This is a genomic window from Denitromonas halophila (assembly GCF_007625155.1).
GTDB lineage: Bacteria > Pseudomonadota > Gammaproteobacteria > Burkholderiales > Rhodocyclaceae > Nitrogeniibacter > Nitrogeniibacter halophilus.
Genome location: NZ_VMNK01000014.1, coordinates 133,221 through 150,716, shown reverse-complemented (window position 1 = coordinate 150,716; position 17,496 = coordinate 133,221). Strand labels below are relative to the sequence as shown.

Here is a 17,496-nt window from a genome sequence, read left to right as displayed (position 1 = left end):
GGCTGCCACAGGAGCCGCAAATCCGGCAGCAAGATTTCCGGAAACCGCCTCGCGCGATCCGCCCGACCCATCATCGAAGCACGGCTGTTGCTATAAGCAACTGAAATATCATATCGGAAAGATTTAATTAGACCGAAAAGTTTATTTATTGTTAAATGCCATTTCGCAGCCGCAATGCCAACCCAAAGGAGAAGCAGACATGACTTTCACGTATACCTCGGCCCCGGATCTTGTCGGCCACTGGATCGACAATACCTTCCACCCGGGCACCGGTGACGAGCAAAAGCCGGTGTTCGATCCCGCCTTGGGCAAGATTGCCCGCCACGTGCGAATGGCCACCGTCGCCGATGTAGAAGCCGCCGTCGCTTCCGCGGCTGCCGCTCAACACAAGTGGGGTGCCACGGCCGTCCAGCGCCGTGCTCGCGTACTCTTCAAGTTCAAGGAGTTGGTCGAGAAGCACACCGAAGATCTGGCCCGCCTGATCACCCGTGAGCATGGCAAGACCTTCCCCGATGCCTGCGGCGAAGTGCAGCGCGGCATCGAGATCATCGAGTTCGCCTGCGGTATCCCCCAGTTGCTCAAGGGCCAGTTCTCCGACAACGTCGGCGGTGGCATCAACAACTGGAGCCAGCGCATGCCCCTCGGCGTGACCGCCGGCATCACCCCGTTCAACTTCCCGGTGATGGTGCCGATGTGGATGGCCCCGGTCTCGATCGCTTGCGGCAACAGCTTCATCCTCAAGCCCTCCGAGCGCGACCCATCCCCGTCGCTGCTGCTCGCCGAGCTGTTCCGCGAGGCCGGTCTGCCGGCCGGCGTGTTCAACGTCGTGCAGGGCGACAAGACCGCGGTCGATGCGCTGCTCAACCACCCGGACGTGCACGCGCTGAGCTTCGTCGGCTCGACCCCGATCGCCCGCTACATCTACGAAACCGCCTCCAAGAATGGCAAGCGCTCGCAGGCCCTGGGCGGCGCCAAGAACCACATGGTGGTGATGCCGGACGCCGATCTCGACCAGGCCGCCGACGCCCTGATCGGCGCCGCCTACGGTTCTGCCGGCGAACGCTGCATGGCCATTTCGGTGGCGGTTGCCGTCGGCGCGATTGCTGACGAGTTGGTGGCCAAGGTCAAGTCGCGTGCCGAGAAGCTCAACATCAACGACGGCGAGGCACAGGGCGCCGACATGGGCCCGGTCGTTACTGCCGAAGCCAAGGCACGCATCCAGGGCTATATCGGCTCTGGCGTCGAACAGGGCGCGACCCTGGTCATGGACGGTCGCAACCTCACCGTTTCGGGCCGCGAAGAGGGCTACTTCCTCGGCGCCACCTTGTTCGACAACGTCAAGCCCGGCATGAAGATTTACGACGAAGAGATCTTTGGACCGGTGCTGTGCGTGGTACGGGTAGAAACCTTCGCCGAGGCCGTCGAATTGATCAACGCCAACACCTTCGCCAACGGCGTAGCCTGCTATACCCGCGACGGCCGCACCGCGCAGGAGTTCGCACAGAAGATCCAGATCGGCATGGTCGGCATCAACGTGCCGTTGCCGGTCCCGATGGCCTGGCACTCCTTCGGTGGATGGAAGCAGAGCCTGTTCGGCGATCACCATGCCTACGGCGAGGAAGGCGTGCGCTTCTACACCCGCTACAAGAGCATCATGCAGCGCTGGCCCGACAGCGGCTCCAAGGGTCCTGAGTTCGTGATGCCGGTGAACTGAGCGCATCGACGCCACCCTGTCCGCCTCCGACGGAGGCGGGCGTGCTTTGCGCCTTTCATTCCAGGAGAGTCTCATGAACGATCTAGGCGAATTTGATTACATCGTGGTCGGTGGCGGCGCGGCCGGCTGCGTGCTGGCCAACCGACTGTCGGCAGACCCGGACGTGAGCGTCCTGCTGCTCGAAGCCGGAAATGACGAAAAATGGATCTGGACCAAGATCCCCGTCGGCTACCTCTATTGCATCAACAATCCACGTACCGATTGGTGCTACATGACCGAGCCGGAACCGGGCCTCAACGGCCGCTCGATCATCTATGCCCGCGGCAAGGGCTTGGGCGGCAGCACGCTGATCAACGCCATGCTCTACCTGCGTGGGCAATCGCGCGACTACGACGAATGGGCCGATCTCACCGGCGATTCCGGGTGGCGCTGGGACAGCGTGCTGTCGCATTTCAAGAGCGTTGAGGATCACTGGAACGGCGCCAGCGAAACGCATGGCGCCGGCGGCGAATGGCGGGTGGAGCAGCAGCGCCTGTCGTGGCGCGTTCTCGATCGGTTCGCCGAGGCAGCGGTACAGGCCGGCATTTCCAATACGCCGGACTTCAATGGTGGCGACAACCAGGGCGTCAGCCAGTTCGAGGTCAACCAGAAACGGGGCACCCGGTGGAGCAGCGTTCGCGGCTTTCTCGATCCGATCCGCTCACGTCCGAACTTGCGCATCGTCACCGGTGCCCTGTCCGACAAGCTGGTGGTCGAAGGCAAGCACGTGCGAGGCATCGAATTCCGCCGCGGCAACGAGTCCTGCGTGGCACACAGCCGCATCGAGACCGTGTTGTCGGCCGGCGCCGTCGGCTCGCCCGCGATCCTGCAACGCTCGGGCATCGGCGATCCGGACATGCTGCAATCCTTGGGCATCCCCGTTGTCCATGCGCTGCCGGGGGTTGGCAAGAACCTGCAGGATCACCTGCAACTGCGCAGCGTCTACAAGGTGCAGGGCATCAAGACGCTCAACCAGCAGGCCAACAGCCTGTGGGGCAAGGCCATGATGGCGTTGGAATACGCCCTCTTCCGCCGCGGCCCGCTGACCATGGCGCCTAGCCAGCTCGGCCTGTTTGCCCGGTCGGACCCATCCTTCGAGACGCCGGACCTGGAATACCATGTCCAGCCGCTGTCGCTCGACAAGTTCGGTGATCCGGTACATCGCTTTCCGGCCTTCACGGCCAGCGTCTGCGACTTGCGCCCGCAATCGCGCGGCCACATCGGAATCCGCGACCGCGACCCGGGCAGTGCACCAAAGATCGCGCCCTGCTATCTGACCCACGAGGCGGATCGCCTGAAGGCGGCCCGCGCCCTGCGACTGACCCGTCGCATCGTCGCGCAGTCGGCGCTCGCGCCATTCAAACCGGTGGAACACCTGCCGGGCGCGGAATTCACCACCGATGAGCAACTGGCGCATGTCGCGGGCAACGTCGGCACGACCATCTTCCATCCCGTCGGCACCTGCAAGATGGGCCGTGCGGACGATGCAATGGCGGTCACCGACGCCGAACTGCGACTGCGCGGCATGACCGGGCTGCGGGTGGTCGACGCGTCGATCATGCCGACCATCACCTCGGGCAATACCAGCTCGCCGACGATCATGATCGCCGAGCGCGGCGCACAACTCATCCGCGCCGCTCGCCTGCACGCCTGAACCAGGCCGCCGGGGGGGTGACCCACCCCAGCGATCCCCGGCCAGGCGTGCCGCGCGGCGCCAAACGGTGGTCGTTCTGCACTGAGAGAGGCGCCGCAAGGCGTCTTTCGTTATTGGTGCGCCCGGTCAGGCGCAGCAGCCTGGAGGTAAAAGCCCCCTGCTCGCCCGGTACCGAGAAGCGTTGACAGGGTGATGAACAAGCGCGCAGCTCCGCACCAACCGTGGGCTCGGTTTTCGCAGAAATCGCTTTCAGCCTTTGTGCTGTTGCGCGATTTGCGCCTGCCGGCCACGCTGTCCGGGATGGAACTTCCGCCCCTGGCTGAACGCGTTCATCTGGTCCTCAATCTACACAAAAATCTGGGCATGAAAGGAGCCTACCGGTCTCAAGCCGGCCAGCAAGAGCGCCGCCTGAGCACGCGGAACGGATTGGATTCGAGCCTGGCGTTGCCCCGACGCTGTACGCGTCCGTTCTTGACCGAGCTTCAGCGACGACGCCAACGGCAAACTGACCGCGGGAGCCGGAAGCCGGGAGCCGCGCGACGCATTGCATTTACAAACCATTGCCTAGCCCGACAGCGGACTGCGATGCCGCAATACCACCCAAAGATCGCGCTATCCGTCCGATGACTCGGATCGCAATCGGAATCGCGCCCATGCCGCTTGGCGGGACATCTTCGTCGTGACCGCCCGGGGGCACCGGTGCGCGCTGGCGTCCAACCAACCGACGACCGACACGGCAATGGCCCCGCGGGCGGATACCTGCCGTTAGGACGTCAGCGAGTGCGCGCGCAGCAGTCGACTGCTGCATGCCGCTGCGCATGTCCTGAGCGCACCAACTAGCGCTTGGGTACGTCCTTGACGATGGCCGTGATGATATCGACGTCACGTTCAACCGCGGCCTGTTGAACGACCTCGGCCTTGTTTGACGCGCGATGACTCACGCGGGATTGACGTACCGATTTCGTTGCGCGGCGTTTGTCGGCGCGGGTCGGCTTTCGGTTCGCGCGTGGCTTGATCTGCGCCGTGGCATTTCCCGGTGGCGATTTGGCGATCGCGCTTACGGGCTCTGCCACCGAATGCTTCGATGGCATGATCGCGCCATCCTGAGTCGCCACCGTTTGGCTGAGCGGCTCTGTTTGCGGCTGAGGCGTCTCAACAATTACTGCAGCAGTGTTGTTCGTAGGTGACCCAAGCAATACCAACGGTCCGTCACCTGTCGTCTCATCGGTGTGCTTGGCGTCAGCAATGGGCGACATTGGCTGCACGACGGAGGGCGAAACCGTCGCGAGGCTGTCTGTCCAACGACTCCCGAACGAAAAATGTCCCACCACAAGCGACGCCACGACGCCGCCGGTAATCGCGGCAAGCGCAAGCATCGGGATCAACAGCCTTGGTCGTCGTGACGACGCACGGGACTCCGGACGTGTCGGATCGAGGTCTTTCAGGATGCTGACATATGACTGGCTGGACTGCGAGCTGCCGACGCCGACGAGTCGGGGCGTCGCCGCCGGGGTCATTTTCGTATGTTCTGACATTACATTGTCGTAAAAAATAGGGATCAAAATATCCGGATGTCGTAAGATAGCGCTTTTTTGGGTGCCGGAAAAACTTTTGAGAACGACTCGCACAAATTTTCCGGCGAGCACCCGTTTGAATGGATGGCAGCACGCGTCGTGATCCTTCTAGGTTTGCTGGTCTATTTCTTCGTCATTTTTGCCGCAGTTGTCCTGCTCATGTTTCCTGAGCAGCGAGCTGTCGCGGCATCAAGCTGGCGACAATCAGCGAGCTCGCTAAGGCTGCGTTTATGGCAATTGTCGAAGCTTGCGGCATCAATGATTGATGCGACCCGATACGGTTTGCAGGGTCGGATTGGAAGCAGTTTTGCCTGGGCCATCCGACGCCGTGCCGCCATCCTCTTCGGCGCGGTGATGATTGCTACCCCACCGCTTGTCGCCATTTTTCTGCGCGGGCCGACGGTTTTTGATTTTTCTGAGCGCACCTACGTGCCCGACCGCCAGATCGCCGCACTGCTCCATGGCGAACAATTGGTTCCGCCGCCATCTTTGCCGCCGGACGTGTTTACGACCCGCGAGGTTGAGCAGATTCGCCCAGGTGTCATGGATGCCAGCCGCAACTGGTCTCAACTGGACGACGACTTCACCCGTCGCCTGCTCTTTGTCATCCAGGCCATGCGAGAACGGTATGGCTATGAGATCACGCTGCTTGAGGGGTACCGAAGCCCGGATCGCCAGGCCCGTTTGGCGGCATTGGGGTCCCGCGTAACTCAGGCTGTCGCCTACATGAGCTACCACCAATACGGACTGGCGGCAGATTGTGCGTTTGTCCGGGATGGGAAATTGATCATTTCAGAGAACGATCCGTGGGCGATGCGCGGGTATGCGCTTTACGGCGAGTTGGCCGAATCCGTGGGCCTTACCTGGGGTGGTCGGTGGCGAATGCGTGATTTCGGCCATGTGGAATTACGGCGAGACGGTGTGCTGGGCAGCACGGCGTCCTGACGGTCGCGGTGCCTGGACCCCTATTGAGTCAGTGGAGATTGTGATGACACGCCCTTTTATTCTGCTGGGAGACAAAACCAGCCACGGCGGAACGGTGATCAGTGCGTCTGGAAGCAGCGATTGCGGCGGTCGAGGAATCGCCCGTGTCGGCGACCAGGTGAGCTGCCCAAAAAAAGGCCATGGTCGCGTGACCACCATCGCCACGGGTGACCCGACGGCGCTGATCGATGGTCGGCCCGCCGCACGCCACGGCGATCTCACCGCCTGCGGTGCATCACTGATTGCCAGCCAGTCCCTGACCACCGATTGAGCCAGCGTTCATCCCCCATGATTGTGTCGGCATTCAAAATAATCGGTGCGAGTCTTCTTGCTGTTGCACTCATCTGGGCGTTGGTGCTGGGCTGGTGGCAAGGTAATGATCACACGCCATCCACCACCGAGTTGTTTCTCTACTTGGGCGCCCTGCCCTTGGCGATTGTCGGCGGATATGCGTTGCTGCGCGGCTTTATTGAACATCTCAAAGCGCCGGCGGCTTCTCAGACATCGGCGCCAAGCGACAGCGTCGACCCGTTGGCGAACGGCGCCACACAGACTGCTGAAATTGAGCGTGGCTTCACGATCAACCTCATCGGTGCGTTCGCCATTTCCGGGAGCGGCGATGGCCCGTCGGACATGCTGGCGGCGCAGGCCACCGGAGTCCGGCCAACACCTGACAATTCACTTCTCGACGACGCCGGATTTCCGATCTTTACGGCGCGCATCGACGCGCTCGACACGGATGACATCGGCGAAAGTCTTGCGCAGCACGACGCTTCGCTGGCCGAAGACATCGGGCGCTCTGAACATTTACGAATGCTCGCACTGGTCGATTTGATTCTTCCCGCGGGGATCGCCCAGGCACAGGAGGCACTGAGTCAGTGCACCGCAATATCCCGCCTGAATCTGGTGTGGCTTATCCCTCCAGGTATCGATGCGGCACTGTTTCCCCGCTTGCAGTCCTGGCTCGAATCACACTATCTGGCCGCGTTCGAGCCCACGCAACGGGCGCTGAGCCTTCGAGCGGCGGCCAACGAGTCCGACGTCATGGCGCACATTGACCGAATGGTTCTCGATGCGGCGGGCACCTCGAACGACGCACTCACCATGGTTTTGGCCGCTGCATCATCAATCGGATCACGCACCGCCGCGTCATGGTCTGGCCGCCAAGGCTTGTTCTCGGCCGACCGTCAAAGCGGGCAAATCCCGGGCGAATGCGGGGTATGTCTGCTTTTCGGCAATCCCGACAGCTCCGATACCTCAGTCCAACTGACGCGTGTCAGCGCGGCCGAGCGCGAAAAATCAGTCGACGCCGGCGGCCGGATCAGTGGCGCCTTGATCGAGCAACTGATCGCCGGACTACTCGCTGTTCATCGCGTTGCGCCAGCCGACATCAAGGCCGTTGTCAGTGACGCAGACCATCGGCAAAGTCGCGTCGGGGAACTACTGGACGCCCTGGGCGAAACATTTACCGAGCTCGATCCGCTCGCCGATTGCCCCTGCATCGGCGCCGCCTGCGGCGCAACGCCCCCCTTCGGCGCCCTGCTCGCCCTTGCTTGCGCGCATGAACACGCCCTGTCGCTTGCACAGCCCGTCCTTTGCATTAGCCAACAACATCCCACGGCACGCTCAGCCGTGCTCCTCCGCCCGATGCCGCTTGTGGCTGGTGGCATGCCCCCTGCCGTTTGATTCGATATTCCGCTCTCATGTCACGACTTCGATCCCTTCTTAGCGACTCCCGGCTTCTCGCCTTCATCGGTATCGGCGCGGCCATGGCCTTCTTCTTTCTTGGTGCAAAAACACTGAAAGTTGCCTTGTTCTGGGCGGCGATGGCCAGCGGCGTGCTCCTTGCGTTGTGGCTTGTCGTCTGGTTTGTTCGCCGACGTCGCGCCCGACGATCGGCCGAAGATCTTGGCGCCATGCTGGAACAACAGGGCGAACACGCCAAGGCGGCGGCCAACGACGCCGTCAAATCTGACATTGCTGTACTTCAGGAGCGCATGCACGCGGCGGTCAAAACCATCAAGACCTCGCGCCTCGGCCAAACCTCCGGCGCTGCCGCCTTGTATGAGTTGCCGTGGTACATGACCATCGGAAACCCCGCCGCGGGAAAAAGCACCGCCATCGTCAACTCCGGCTTGACGTTTCCGTTTGACGACGGTGGCAGCAGCGTGATCAAAGGTATCGGCGGCACGCGCAACTGCGACTGGTTCTTCACGACGGAAGGCATCCTGCTCGATACCGCCGGCCGGTATTCCATTCACGAAGAAGATCGCGCTGAATGGCTGGGCTTTCTGAGCCTGCTGAAAAAATACCGTCCACGTGCGCCGATCAACGGGATCATCGTGACGGTCAGCATTGGCGAGCTTCTTGGCAACTCACCGAGCTTTGCGATGACCCTGGCGAAGAATCTGCGTCAGCGGGTTCAGGAGCTGACCGAAAACCTCGCGGTGTTTGCGCCGGTGTATGTGCTGTTCAGCAAGGCCGACCTGATACCGGGTTTTCATGATTTCTTTCATGACCTCGACTGGAATGAGCGGGACCGCGTGTGGGGCGCCACCCTCCCCTACGACCCAGCCGGGAACGAAGACGCCATTGCGCAGTTCGATCAACGATTCGACGAACTCTACGAAGGCCTGAGGGCGCTGAGTGTCGCGCAGATGTCACGCAGCCTGGGCGAAAGCTCGCCACCGGGGCTACTCACCTTTCCGTCTGAATTTGCCAGCATCAAACCTGCATTAAAAGCCTTTCTGGCCACGCTTTTTGAAGAAAACCCCTTTCAATTCAAACCGATATTTCGCGGCTTCTACATTACCTCGGCACTTCAGAATGGCGAGACCAAGCCACTGGCGAACGAGCGGATCACGCATAAATTCGGGCTGGTCGGCGATGGCCCCATGCCGGTTCGGGCCACCTCGAATCATGGCTTCTTCCTGAAGGACCTTTTCTCGAAGGTCGTCTTTGCCGACAGGAATCTGGTTCGTCAGTATGCCAGTCGATCGCGGATGCGCTGGCGCCAGGCGGCTGTCTTCGGCAGCCTGTGCCTGTTTGGACTGATGCTGGGGAGCTGGAGCTGGTCCTTCTTGAACAATCGGGAATTGCTCATGAATGTCGAGCAAGACCTGCGTCAGGCGGTCCGCGTTCAGGATGGGCGCCTCGATCTGCAATCGCGTTTTGAAGCCTTGGCGATTCTTCAGGACCGGCTCGGACAACTCGAACGCTTCAACGATACGCATCCGATTTCACTCGGGTTCGGACTGTACCGAGGCGAACAGCTCACGGACAAACTGAGGACCGAATACTTTGCCGGCGTCAGCAACCTCATGCTCAAGCCCGTGCAGCAGCGCCTTGAGGCGTTTTTGATCGAGGTGAACAATCAAGCCGAGAAAACGCCCACCAAGGATGTTTCCGAACCCACGGCGGGTGGGGCCTATCAGAAGGCCATGCCGACCGAGGTGGACGACGCGTACAACGCGCTCAAGACCTATCTGATGCTGGCCAGCCACGACCATATCGAAGTGGGGCATTTATCCGACCAGATCACCCGCTTCTGGCGGAGTTGGCTCGAAGCGAATCGCGGCACCATGACCCGCGAACAGATGATCCGCGCTGCCGAGCGCATTCTGAGCTTCCACCTCGAACACGCCAATCATCCTGAGTGGCCCACGCTCACCAACAATCTGGCCATTGTCGATCAGACCCGGGACAAGTTGCGCCGCGTTGTGCGTGGCATGCCTGCCGCCGAGCGCGTGTATGCCGAACTCAAGGCGCGCGCATCGACACGTTTCCCGCCCCTCACGGTGTCCAATATTGTCGGGGCCGACAATGCAAAGCTCGTCTCTGGCAGCTACGTCGTGTCGGGCGCATTTACGGTCGACGCATGGCGTGACTACGTGCAGCGCGCCATCAAGGAAGCGGCCACCAGCGAACACAACAGCGCCGACTGGGTGCTGAAAACCTCGGTCAAGGACGATCTCACGCTCGAAGGCAGTCCCGAGCAGATTCAGAAATCGCTGATCGCGATGTACAAGCAGGAATATGCCGAAGAATGGACACGCTTCGTGCAGGGAATCAGTGTTAGCGCATTCGAGTCCTTCCCCGCCGCGGTCGCCGGCATGAATCGCCTGGGCGACCCGGCAACATCACCAATTGGCACCTTGATTCAGGTGATTTTCGACCAGACATCCTGGGATAACCCGTCGATGGCCAATGTGGGCATCGAGCGCGCGCAGAAAGGTTTTGTCGAGTGGTTCAAACGTTCGGTGCTGCGCATGGCGCCCAGTCGGGTCCAAGTCGACGTCAACATGAGCGCAAAAGCGGTTGAAGTGGCCATGGGGCCGATCGGCAAAGAGTTTGCCGGTTTCGGTCGGTTGATGATCTCGCGAGACAACGCCGAACCGCTTTCGAGTACCTATCTCAAGCAATTGTCCAAGGTTCGCACCCGGCTGAATCAACTTAAAAACCAGGGGGATCCAGGGCCGGGCGCGATCAAGCTACTGCGCGAAACCATCGACGGCGGCGACTCCGAACTGGCCGACACCCTGCGGTTTGTTGATGAACAGATGCTCAACGGCATGCCGGACAACCAACGCGCTGTGCTGCGGCCACTGTTGCTGCGCCCGCTGTTGCAGAGCTTTTCTGCGGTCATTCAACCCGCCGAGCACGAGTTGAACAAGTCCTGGGGAATTCAGGTTTACGAACCCTTCAACCGAAAGCTGGCCATCAAATACCCGTTTTCCGCAAAAGCAGGCATTGAAGCCTCACCGCTGGAAATTGCACAGGTCTTTGGTCCTGAGGGCGCCATCGCCAAGTATGTGGATACCACCATGGGCGCGCTTGTCGTGCGCCGAGGCAACACCGTGACACCGCGTACCTGGGGCGATCTGGGCATCGCCTTGCAAAGCGAGTTCATGACCGGTTTCTCACGCTGGGTGTCGTCTCTTGACGGCGCGGCCGCCAATGGAGAAGACGGTAGCGCACAACCGCAGACGGTCTTCATGCTGCGACCGCTGCCCGTGCCCGGCGCGACCGGCTACGTCATCGAGATCGATGGTCAGAAACTGGACTACCGCAACGGTCCAGCGCAATGGGCGAACTTTGTGTGGCCCAATGCCGCCGGCCTTCCTGGCGCGCGAATCGTTTCGACAGCCTTCGACGGCCGATCCATCGAACTGGTGAACTTCCCCGGTCGCTTTGGCCTGGAGAAGATGATCAACTCGGCCCGGCGCGTGAGGCAGCCCGACAACAGTTTCCGCTTGTCTTGGTCTCGCGATGGCGTCGAGGTCAGTGTTGATCTGCGCGTCATCAGCAGTGCCCAGGCACAAGCCGCGCCCAGCGATGGCAATGCGCCACAGCGCGGCCTAGGCGGTGTTGTATTGCCAGCTGAAATCGCCGGGCAGCGGCGCCGGCCTGCCAATGGACCGGTTTCAACGCCTGCCGTGGCCATGTCAAGCACGGGAGTCGCGCAATGACCCACGTGTCCGCACCTGCCACCTGCTTTGGCAAACTGCCCAGCCGCGGGGATTTTGTGAAGGGACCCAACCAGCACAGCCTGACCCGCATGCTTGACCGGTGGCTCTCCTCCGCCATGGAGTTGCTCTCTGAAGACCCGCGCTGGAAAATCGCCTATGACGAAGCACCCGCGGTCGATTTCGCCTTTGTCGGCCCGCGCAGTCGTCTGTCGGTGGTTGGTCACTTGCGTCCCAGTCAGGATGCCTCGGGGCGACGCTTTCCCTTTCTTACCGTAGCCACCATTGAGCGTGACGATCTGCTCATGTTCCGTTGCGGCCCGGCCGGTTTGTCGCGCCCCTTCGGTCAGCTCCGTTCGGTGGCCCGCGGTGCCTTGTCCGGCGCCGAACTGGCGCAAACACTCGCCGAACTCGCGGCCTTGAACTGCGCCGACGATTTCGCTTTGGCCGTGGCCGCTGACCCCTTGGGGCATTTCGTGCGCGGCACCTCCATCGCCCGATTCGCTGAAATGATCTCAACGGAGACCGCCCCCGATGCGATTCGACGAATCATTCTGGCGATCGGTTTATTGATGCGACCAGTACTGGGCAGTGGTGGAAGCCCCATCGAAAAAGCCCTCGTACTGCCCCTGCCCGACAGCGAACAACACCGCAACCTTGCCGCCAGCTTCTGGTTGTACCTGGTCACCGCGTTCCTGCGAAAGACGAGCTGCGAGCTGCAAGTGCTGATCGCGCGCGATGCGCGCGGCGCGCGCCTGGTGATCGGCTTCAATGGCGCATCGTCCCGAACGCTGCTGACCGTAATGTCTCCCCAGAGCATGCCGGAGCACGTCATTGTTCTCGATGACCCGGAATGGATCGAACAACACGACATGTTGCTCGATGACTACGGCGTCGCAAAACTGTCGTCCTATCTCCACCAGAGCGAAACAACGCTGGAGTCTGCAGTGAATACGTTTCGTGAAGTTTTTCTTGGAGAATGAGCATGATTTTCCGTATCAGCATCCTGACCGCACTCTGTCTGTTTTGCCCCTACGCCGTGGCGCAAAACACCACTGGCGCTACACACACGACCAAAGAAGTCGTGGCCTCTGGCGTTGTGCCCGATGAAGCGGCACGCAGCGCCATACTCACCCGTTTGCGCGACATTTACGGCGCAAACGCGGTCATTGACCGGCTTGAGGTGGGCGGGGTCGTGCCCCCGCCAAACTGGACGGAATACATGTCCAAGCTCCTCGGTCCAAACCTCAAACAGATTCGCGGCGGCCAATTGCAGGTCAATGGAACGCAAATCGCGCTCAAGGGCACGGTATCCAATGAAGCCCAGCGGCAAAAGATCGTGAGCGACATGGCGACGGCACTCAATCCGACCTACACCGTCGACAACGCCTTGGTGGTTGGCACCAGCGCCCAGTCGACGCTGGACCAGACCCTGTCGAATCGTGTGATCGAGTTCGAGGTCGGTTCCGCGACACTCACCCCGACCGGCGCCGCCATCGTCGACGAGATGGAAGCGGCCATCAAACGACTCGGCTCACCCCGCGTCCAGATCATCGGCCATACCGATAGCAGCGGCGACCGGATGTCCAATGTGGTACTAAGCCTGTCGCGCGCCAATAGCGTGCGCGAGTACCTGATCGCCAAAGGTGTACCCGAGGCCTCGATGAGCGCCCTGGGCGCGGGTCCGGATCGCCCGATCGCGACGAACGATACGCAGGAAGGACGCGCCAAGAATAGGCGCATCGAATTCCGTCTGGCGAACTAGGATCACCGTGGTAAAACGGCTTTCAACCTGGAAACCGCAATCGGACGCGTAGCGCTATCACCCACCGGGTGATCGGCCTCGAAGCCGAAAAGCATCGCATGTTCAATACCTTGCACATGGACACACGCGGCCAACTGCGGTTTCTAGGTTCAAACAAGCGCAATCGTCCGACACGGTCACGACACCCTGTCGGGACATCGCAAGGCAGACGCGAGCGCGCGCTGGTGGTGTCGGGCAGCCGAACAAGGCTCAGTAGTTGGCGTCGTTCGTCTCGTGCGGTATCGGCACAACCCCGAGCAGATCTTCCATTTGCGACAGGGCGGCGTCGTCCTTGACGACGGCGCGCAACCACTCATGCAGTGACATGTTGCCCCATCGCGCAGCTTTTTCTGCGAGATAGGCGACAGGGCTGTGCGGCTCGGTGCGCTTGAAAAAAGCGGCAATGTCGTTGAGTTGCCGAATGGCCTCGTCACGGGTCTGAACCGGCCCCCTCTCCCGCGCGGCAGCCACAGGCGCCGCATCCTGCGTTGGCATCTTTTTCTCCTGAGCGGGCGGGGTATCGGCTTTCGGCGTATTGTCTGACCAAACGCCCGCGTCGGCGGCATAGCGGCGGCACAAGGCGTCAAGATCGTCAAATGCATCAAACACCGCGCCAAAGGCCGGCGCCTCATCCGAGAGTGCCGCATCAATAGCGGCCTTGAATGACGCGATAGCGGTTCTTGCCCGCTCGACCGACGCGAGGGTGCTGACAAAATGCTGCGGTGGTGAGTCCTTTCGGGCCGCCTCGAACTGGACCATGGTCAGATGCGCCTTGCGGGCGAGCTCATCGGCCAGGCCGGGGTTGCGCTCCATGGTCGATGCCGTCGCCCGCGCCGATTCGAGGTCTTGCAGCGAATAGCGGCCTTTCGAGGATTGAGTGAGCGGCAATTCACGAATCAGTCGGGCGGAACGATTGACGAGCCAGTCGAGGCTTCCGACACGCTGCCCCATGTCGCCGTCTTCGGGCAAAGGGTGAAGCAGCTCCCACCACTGGCCACACATTCGACTCAGCAGGATGTAGCCGTCTGCCAGGCCATCGAGTCCGCGGGTATGGCACATCGCCTCGGTCAGCCAGACGGCGACCCGAATGTCCTTGGTCTGCCTGGCCAGGAGCGTTTCGCAGATCTGGACGACACGCGGCCAGTCAGCCTCTTTGACGTCGGTAATCCACTCGCCCTGCGCCAAGGATGGATCGTCGTGACGACGCGCCTCCTGGATGGAGTCGAACTCCGCGGAAAACATCATGTCCTGCCCGCAGGGTTCGGTGGCACCGGCCAGTGGTCGCATCAGGGCGTCGATATCCATCAGGGTCTCTTTCGCAATCAAAGCCGTGGTTATACAACATGCATTCGTCACGCGAAAGCATGACATGGCAATAAAAATGAAACCACCTTTGTTTGGCCACTTGCAATCGCCATGTCCAGGCGCGAGGCGCGACCAAAAAAAGGGCGACCCTCATCGGGTCGCCCATGTTTCTGAGTCGTGCCGCTCAGTCGAGCGCCAATCTCAGCTTGAGCCAAAGTGTACGTCCCGGCTCGTTGATACGATCGGTGATGTCGTAGCCTGAAATGTTTGCGCCACTACGCGAGATATGTTCCGCGTAGGTCTTGTCGAACAGGTTGTCGATACCCGCCGAGATCAGCGTGCGCTTGTTCGGTGTGTAGCTGGCATTGATCGAAAACACGCCGAAGCCGCCGGTTTCCCCAATGTCCTGACCGACAATGTTACCGGTGCCGACGCTGACACGGTCCTGCCCCGATACCAGACGCCACAGCGCCCCGGCCGACCAGGTGTCTGCCTTGTAGTTGATGCCAAGCCGTCCTTCCAGGGGCGGGATCTGGCCAAGCGCGGTGTCGTCGGTGTCGTTTTCGCCGCGCACCCAGGCAAGCGTGGCCGTGCCGGCCCAGTGGCTGGTGAAGTCATAACGCAGATCGGCTTCAGCGCCCCAGGTGGTGGCGTCGACGTTGCGGGCATTGCTGGCCCAGGTACTGACTGCCGGGAGCGTCTCGATCAGAATGTAGTCCGAGTGCTTGGCAAAGAATGCCGACACCGACGCCTGCACCGGACCGGCGTTATGAAGCGCGCCGATGTCGAACTGCGTGGTCTTCTCAGGCTTGATATCGAAGGTGCTGGCGGCGCCGGTCATCATCATCGACGTGGCCGCCGGATTCTTGTTGCGCTCCCAGTAGTCGGCAGCACGTTCGCTATGACCGAGGCCCGCGTACAGCGTCTTGCCGCCGCCCAGATCGTGCTCATAACGCAAGAAACCGGCTTTCAGCGTGTCAGTCTCCTCCGTGCCCGATGTGGTCTTGCCCGTCCGCTCGTCTTCCGCGCGGCTGCGGTCGATACGCAATCCACCAATCACGCGATGCCCGTCGGCCAGCATATGCTGCAACTCTCCGAACACGCCATAACTGTAGAAGCGCATGTCGGCCGTGCGCGACAGTGACTCATAGTTGGGGATACCGGTCATGCTACTGGCCTTGCGCAGGGTGTGCTCGTTGCTCTGCACTTCGGTGCCCACGTCAAGCACGGTGTCATCGCTGAGGTTAAGCGTTGCCGCAAGACGGCCGCCCCGGGTTTCGCGGTCAGGATTGTTGACGGACTTCATGCCGGTATTGGTGCGCAACGAATAGTTGTCCATCACGTGGTCAACATAGTTGCGATAGATCTGCGCTTCGATTTTGGCCAGGACAGGCGAGATATTGGACTTTTCGAACTTGAGCCCGATGTTTTCGCGGTCGAACCTCACCCCATCCATGCTGCGATCACCGTAGCGCGCTTCGCCGTCGCTCTTGGCCAGCGAGAGCTCCAGGCGCGTATCGCGGTCGGGCGTCCAGCCCAGCGCGAGGTTCGTACTCCAGCGGGTGTAGGCCGAGTGCACCTCGTTGCCGGCGCCATCCTTGTAGTTATTGGCGTCAGAGCGTGTGGCGGCAACATCGGCATAGAAATCAGGCGTGCCGGCCTGCCCGGTAAGCACCTGGTCGTTGCGATCGGCGCTGCCCATCAGCAGGCTCATGTCGCCTTTGACCGTGGCCGTTTCGAAGGACGGCGCCTGGCGCTCGAACAACACCACGCCTGCGCTGTTGCCGGGACCGTATTTCACGCTTTGCGGGCCTTTCAGCACGGTGACCTTGTCGTAGGCCTCCGGAAACACGTATGCCGTGGGCGGGTCCATGCGCATGCCGCAGCCACCGAGCACCATCTCGCCGTCGAGCAAAATGCCCAGACGTGATGCGGCCATGCCACGGAATACCGGATCGCCATCGGTGCCGCCCTTGCGGATGACCGAGAAGCCGGGAATATTCTTCAGCAAGTCAGCGCCGTCGTGCGCAGGAATCGGCTGACGCGCCGCCTTGGGGTCCGTCGTCACCACCAGAGCTTCGGCCATCGCCGGCGCGGTGACCACCACATGATCCATGACGGTGTCAGTGCCCTGTGCGAGCGCGCCGTGCGCGAGCAACAGGCCGATGGCGGCGGGCAGGATTTTCATTCGTGTCATTGCGGACTCCCGGAAGCGGTGTGAGCTGAATTTGGACCGGGCGAAGCATAAGAAAATGGTGATGCAGCACGTTTGACCTACCGCAAGAATGGTCTGACACCGGCTGCGACAGATCGTCGCAAGCCTTCGATGACGCGGCTGTTAGCACTGAAAAACCAAAAACGGCGTGCTCTCGAGCACGCCGTTTTCTAGCCAAGACAACGCCTGGATGACGTGTCGGGCACGCAGCCTGTTAGCTGCCGGTCGGCGGGGCCAACTCGTTGATCACCCGCTTGACGCCCACCACTCCGGCCGCACGTTGTGCGGCTGCGTCGCGTTGCGCGGGCGAACTGACCTGCCCGCTCAGCAAGATGACACCGTCGCTGACATCCACCCGAATCTTGGCGTCTTGCAGCGTGGTGGTTTCAGCTAGCGCGGCCTCAACCTTGCCCTTGATGGCGGCATCGGCGGCCGACACGCTCAGGACGGGCTTTGCCGCACCGGCCGGTGCGTCGGCGGCATAACCGGGCTGGACGAGACCGAAGGACAAGGCGGCGATAGCGATCAGGCTGGCGGTGGTAAATCCGTGTTTCATGATGTCACTCCTGTTTAAGACACGTGATGACGCCGAATGGGTCGTCACAGGGCTTACAGCAGCGTTCATGCCAGATTGATATTTCGAATTGAAATCATAGGCTTAGTGAATGAAACGAGCCCCCGGCGGTGCAATCATCGAGACGAGCTCCAATATTTGTCGCCATATGACAACAGCAAAATGGTG

General features: G+C 61.2%; 12 protein-coding genes. 8 read left to right on the top strand and 4 right to left on the bottom strand.

The features are described 5' to 3' along the window. Positions 1-199 precede the first annotated feature (199 nt). Positions 200-1,714: a CoA-acylating methylmalonate-semialdehyde dehydrogenase gene (locus tag FHP91_RS14335; RefSeq protein WP_144310237.1), complete on the top strand. Its 1,515-nt coding sequence runs from the start codon at positions 200-202 to the stop codon at positions 1,712-1,714. Between the two features lie 73 nt (positions 1,715-1,787). Next, positions 1,788-3,407, top strand: a complete 1,620-nt coding sequence (locus FHP91_RS14330; protein WP_144310236.1) for a GMC family oxidoreductase — start codon at positions 1,788-1,790, stop codon at positions 3,405-3,407. 836 nt (positions 3,408-4,243) lie between these two features. Here FHP91_RS14330 and FHP91_RS14325 read toward each other — a convergent pair. After that, positions 4,244-5,035, bottom strand: coding sequence for a hypothetical protein (locus FHP91_RS14325; RefSeq protein WP_144310235.1), 792 nt, complete (start codon positions 5,033-5,035; stop codon positions 4,244-4,246). 30 nt (positions 5,036-5,065) lie between these two features. Here FHP91_RS14325 and FHP91_RS14320 point away from each other — a divergent pair, with 30 nt between their 5' ends. The 6 genes from FHP91_RS14320 to FHP91_RS14295 are packed head-to-tail and all read left to right on the top strand — an operon-like array spanning position 5,066 to position 13,195. Further along, entirely contained in the window at positions 5,066-5,926 is an 861-nt protein-coding gene (locus FHP91_RS14320; RefSeq protein WP_246116319.1) for a M15 family metallopeptidase, read from the top strand. 43 nt (positions 5,927-5,969) lie between these two features. Then, positions 5,970-6,236, top strand: coding sequence for a PAAR domain-containing protein (locus FHP91_RS14315; RefSeq protein ID WP_144173619.1), 267 nt, complete (start codon positions 5,970-5,972; stop codon positions 6,234-6,236). Further along, positions 6,233-7,651 (top strand): hypothetical protein, encoded by a 1,419-nt coding sequence (locus FHP91_RS14310; RefSeq protein ID WP_186301564.1) that lies wholly within the window; start codon positions 6,233-6,235, stop codon positions 7,649-7,651. Before FHP91_RS14315 ends, FHP91_RS14310 begins: the two co-directional genes overlap by 4 nt. Positions 7,652-7,668: 17 nt before the next feature. Beyond that, positions 7,669-11,433, top strand: coding sequence for a type VI secretion system membrane subunit TssM (gene tssM, locus FHP91_RS14305; protein ID WP_144310233.1), 3,765 nt, complete (start codon positions 7,669-7,671; stop codon positions 11,431-11,433). Then, positions 11,430-12,413 carry a type VI secretion system-associated protein TagF gene (gene tagF / locus FHP91_RS14300; protein ID WP_144310232.1) on the top strand — a complete coding sequence of 328 codons (984 nt, stop codon included), beginning with the start codon at positions 11,430-11,432 and terminating at the stop codon, positions 12,411-12,413. The genes tssM and tagF overlap by 4 nt, the downstream gene beginning before the upstream one ends. A 2-nt stretch (positions 12,414-12,415) precedes the next feature. Next, complete coding sequence (locus tag FHP91_RS14295) at positions 12,416-13,195, top strand: OmpA family protein (RefSeq protein ID WP_246116318.1); 780 nt, start codon at positions 12,416-12,418, stop codon at positions 13,193-13,195. A 249-nt stretch (positions 13,196-13,444) separates the two neighbouring features. Here the strand turns inward: FHP91_RS14295 and tssA are convergent, their stop codons facing one another. The 3 genes from tssA to FHP91_RS14280 all read right to left on the bottom strand — a co-directional run bounded on the left by tssA (position 13,445) and on the right by FHP91_RS14280 (position 17,310). Beyond that, positions 13,445-14,539 carry a type VI secretion system protein TssA gene (tssA, locus tag FHP91_RS14290; RefSeq protein WP_222105215.1) on the bottom strand — a complete coding sequence of 365 codons (1,095 nt, stop codon included), beginning with the start codon at positions 14,537-14,539 and terminating at the stop codon, positions 13,445-13,447. 184 nt (positions 14,540-14,723) lie between these two features. Further along, positions 14,724-16,736: a TonB-dependent copper receptor gene (locus FHP91_RS14285; protein ID WP_246116317.1), complete on the bottom strand. Its 2,013-nt coding sequence runs from the start codon at positions 16,734-16,736 to the stop codon at positions 14,724-14,726. Between the two features lie 232 nt (positions 16,737-16,968). Then, positions 16,969-17,310: a BON domain-containing protein gene (locus FHP91_RS14280; protein WP_186301563.1), complete on the bottom strand. Its 342-nt coding sequence runs from the start codon at positions 17,308-17,310 to the stop codon at positions 16,969-16,971. Between the last annotated feature and the right edge of the window lie 186 nt (positions 17,311-17,496).

Excerpts from the sequence above, each read along its gene's own strand:
- tssM (WP_144310233.1), top strand. The coding sequence starts at position 7,669 with ATGTCACGACTTCGATCCCTTCTTAGCGACTCCCGGCTTCTCGCCTTC.
- FHP91_RS14320 (WP_246116319.1), top strand. The coding sequence starts at position 5,066 with ATGGCAGCACGCGTCGTGATCCTTCTAGGTTTGCTGGTCTATTTCTTC.
- FHP91_RS14335 (WP_144310237.1), top strand. The coding sequence starts at position 200 with ATGACTTTCACGTATACCTCGGCCCCGGATCTTGTCGGCCACTGGATC.
- tssA (WP_222105215.1), bottom strand. The coding sequence starts at position 14,539 with ATGGATATCGACGCCCTGATGCGACCACTGGCCGGTGCCACCGAACCC.
- FHP91_RS14285 (WP_246116317.1), bottom strand. The coding sequence starts at position 16,736 with ATGACACGAATGAAAATCCTGCCCGCCGCCATCGGCCTGTTGCTCGCG.
- FHP91_RS14315 (WP_144173619.1), top strand. The coding sequence starts at position 5,970 with ATGACACGCCCTTTTATTCTGCTGGGAGACAAAACCAGCCACGGCGGA.
- FHP91_RS14280 (WP_186301563.1), bottom strand. The coding sequence starts at position 17,310 with ATGAAACACGGATTTACCACCGCCAGCCTGATCGCTATCGCCGCCTTG.
- FHP91_RS14330 (WP_144310236.1), top strand. The coding sequence starts at position 1,788 with ATGAACGATCTAGGCGAATTTGATTACATCGTGGTCGGTGGCGGCGCG.
- tagF (WP_144310232.1), top strand. The coding sequence starts at position 11,430 with ATGACCCACGTGTCCGCACCTGCCACCTGCTTTGGCAAACTGCCCAGC.
- FHP91_RS14295 (WP_246116318.1), top strand. The coding sequence starts at position 12,416 with ATGATTTTCCGTATCAGCATCCTGACCGCACTCTGTCTGTTTTGCCCC.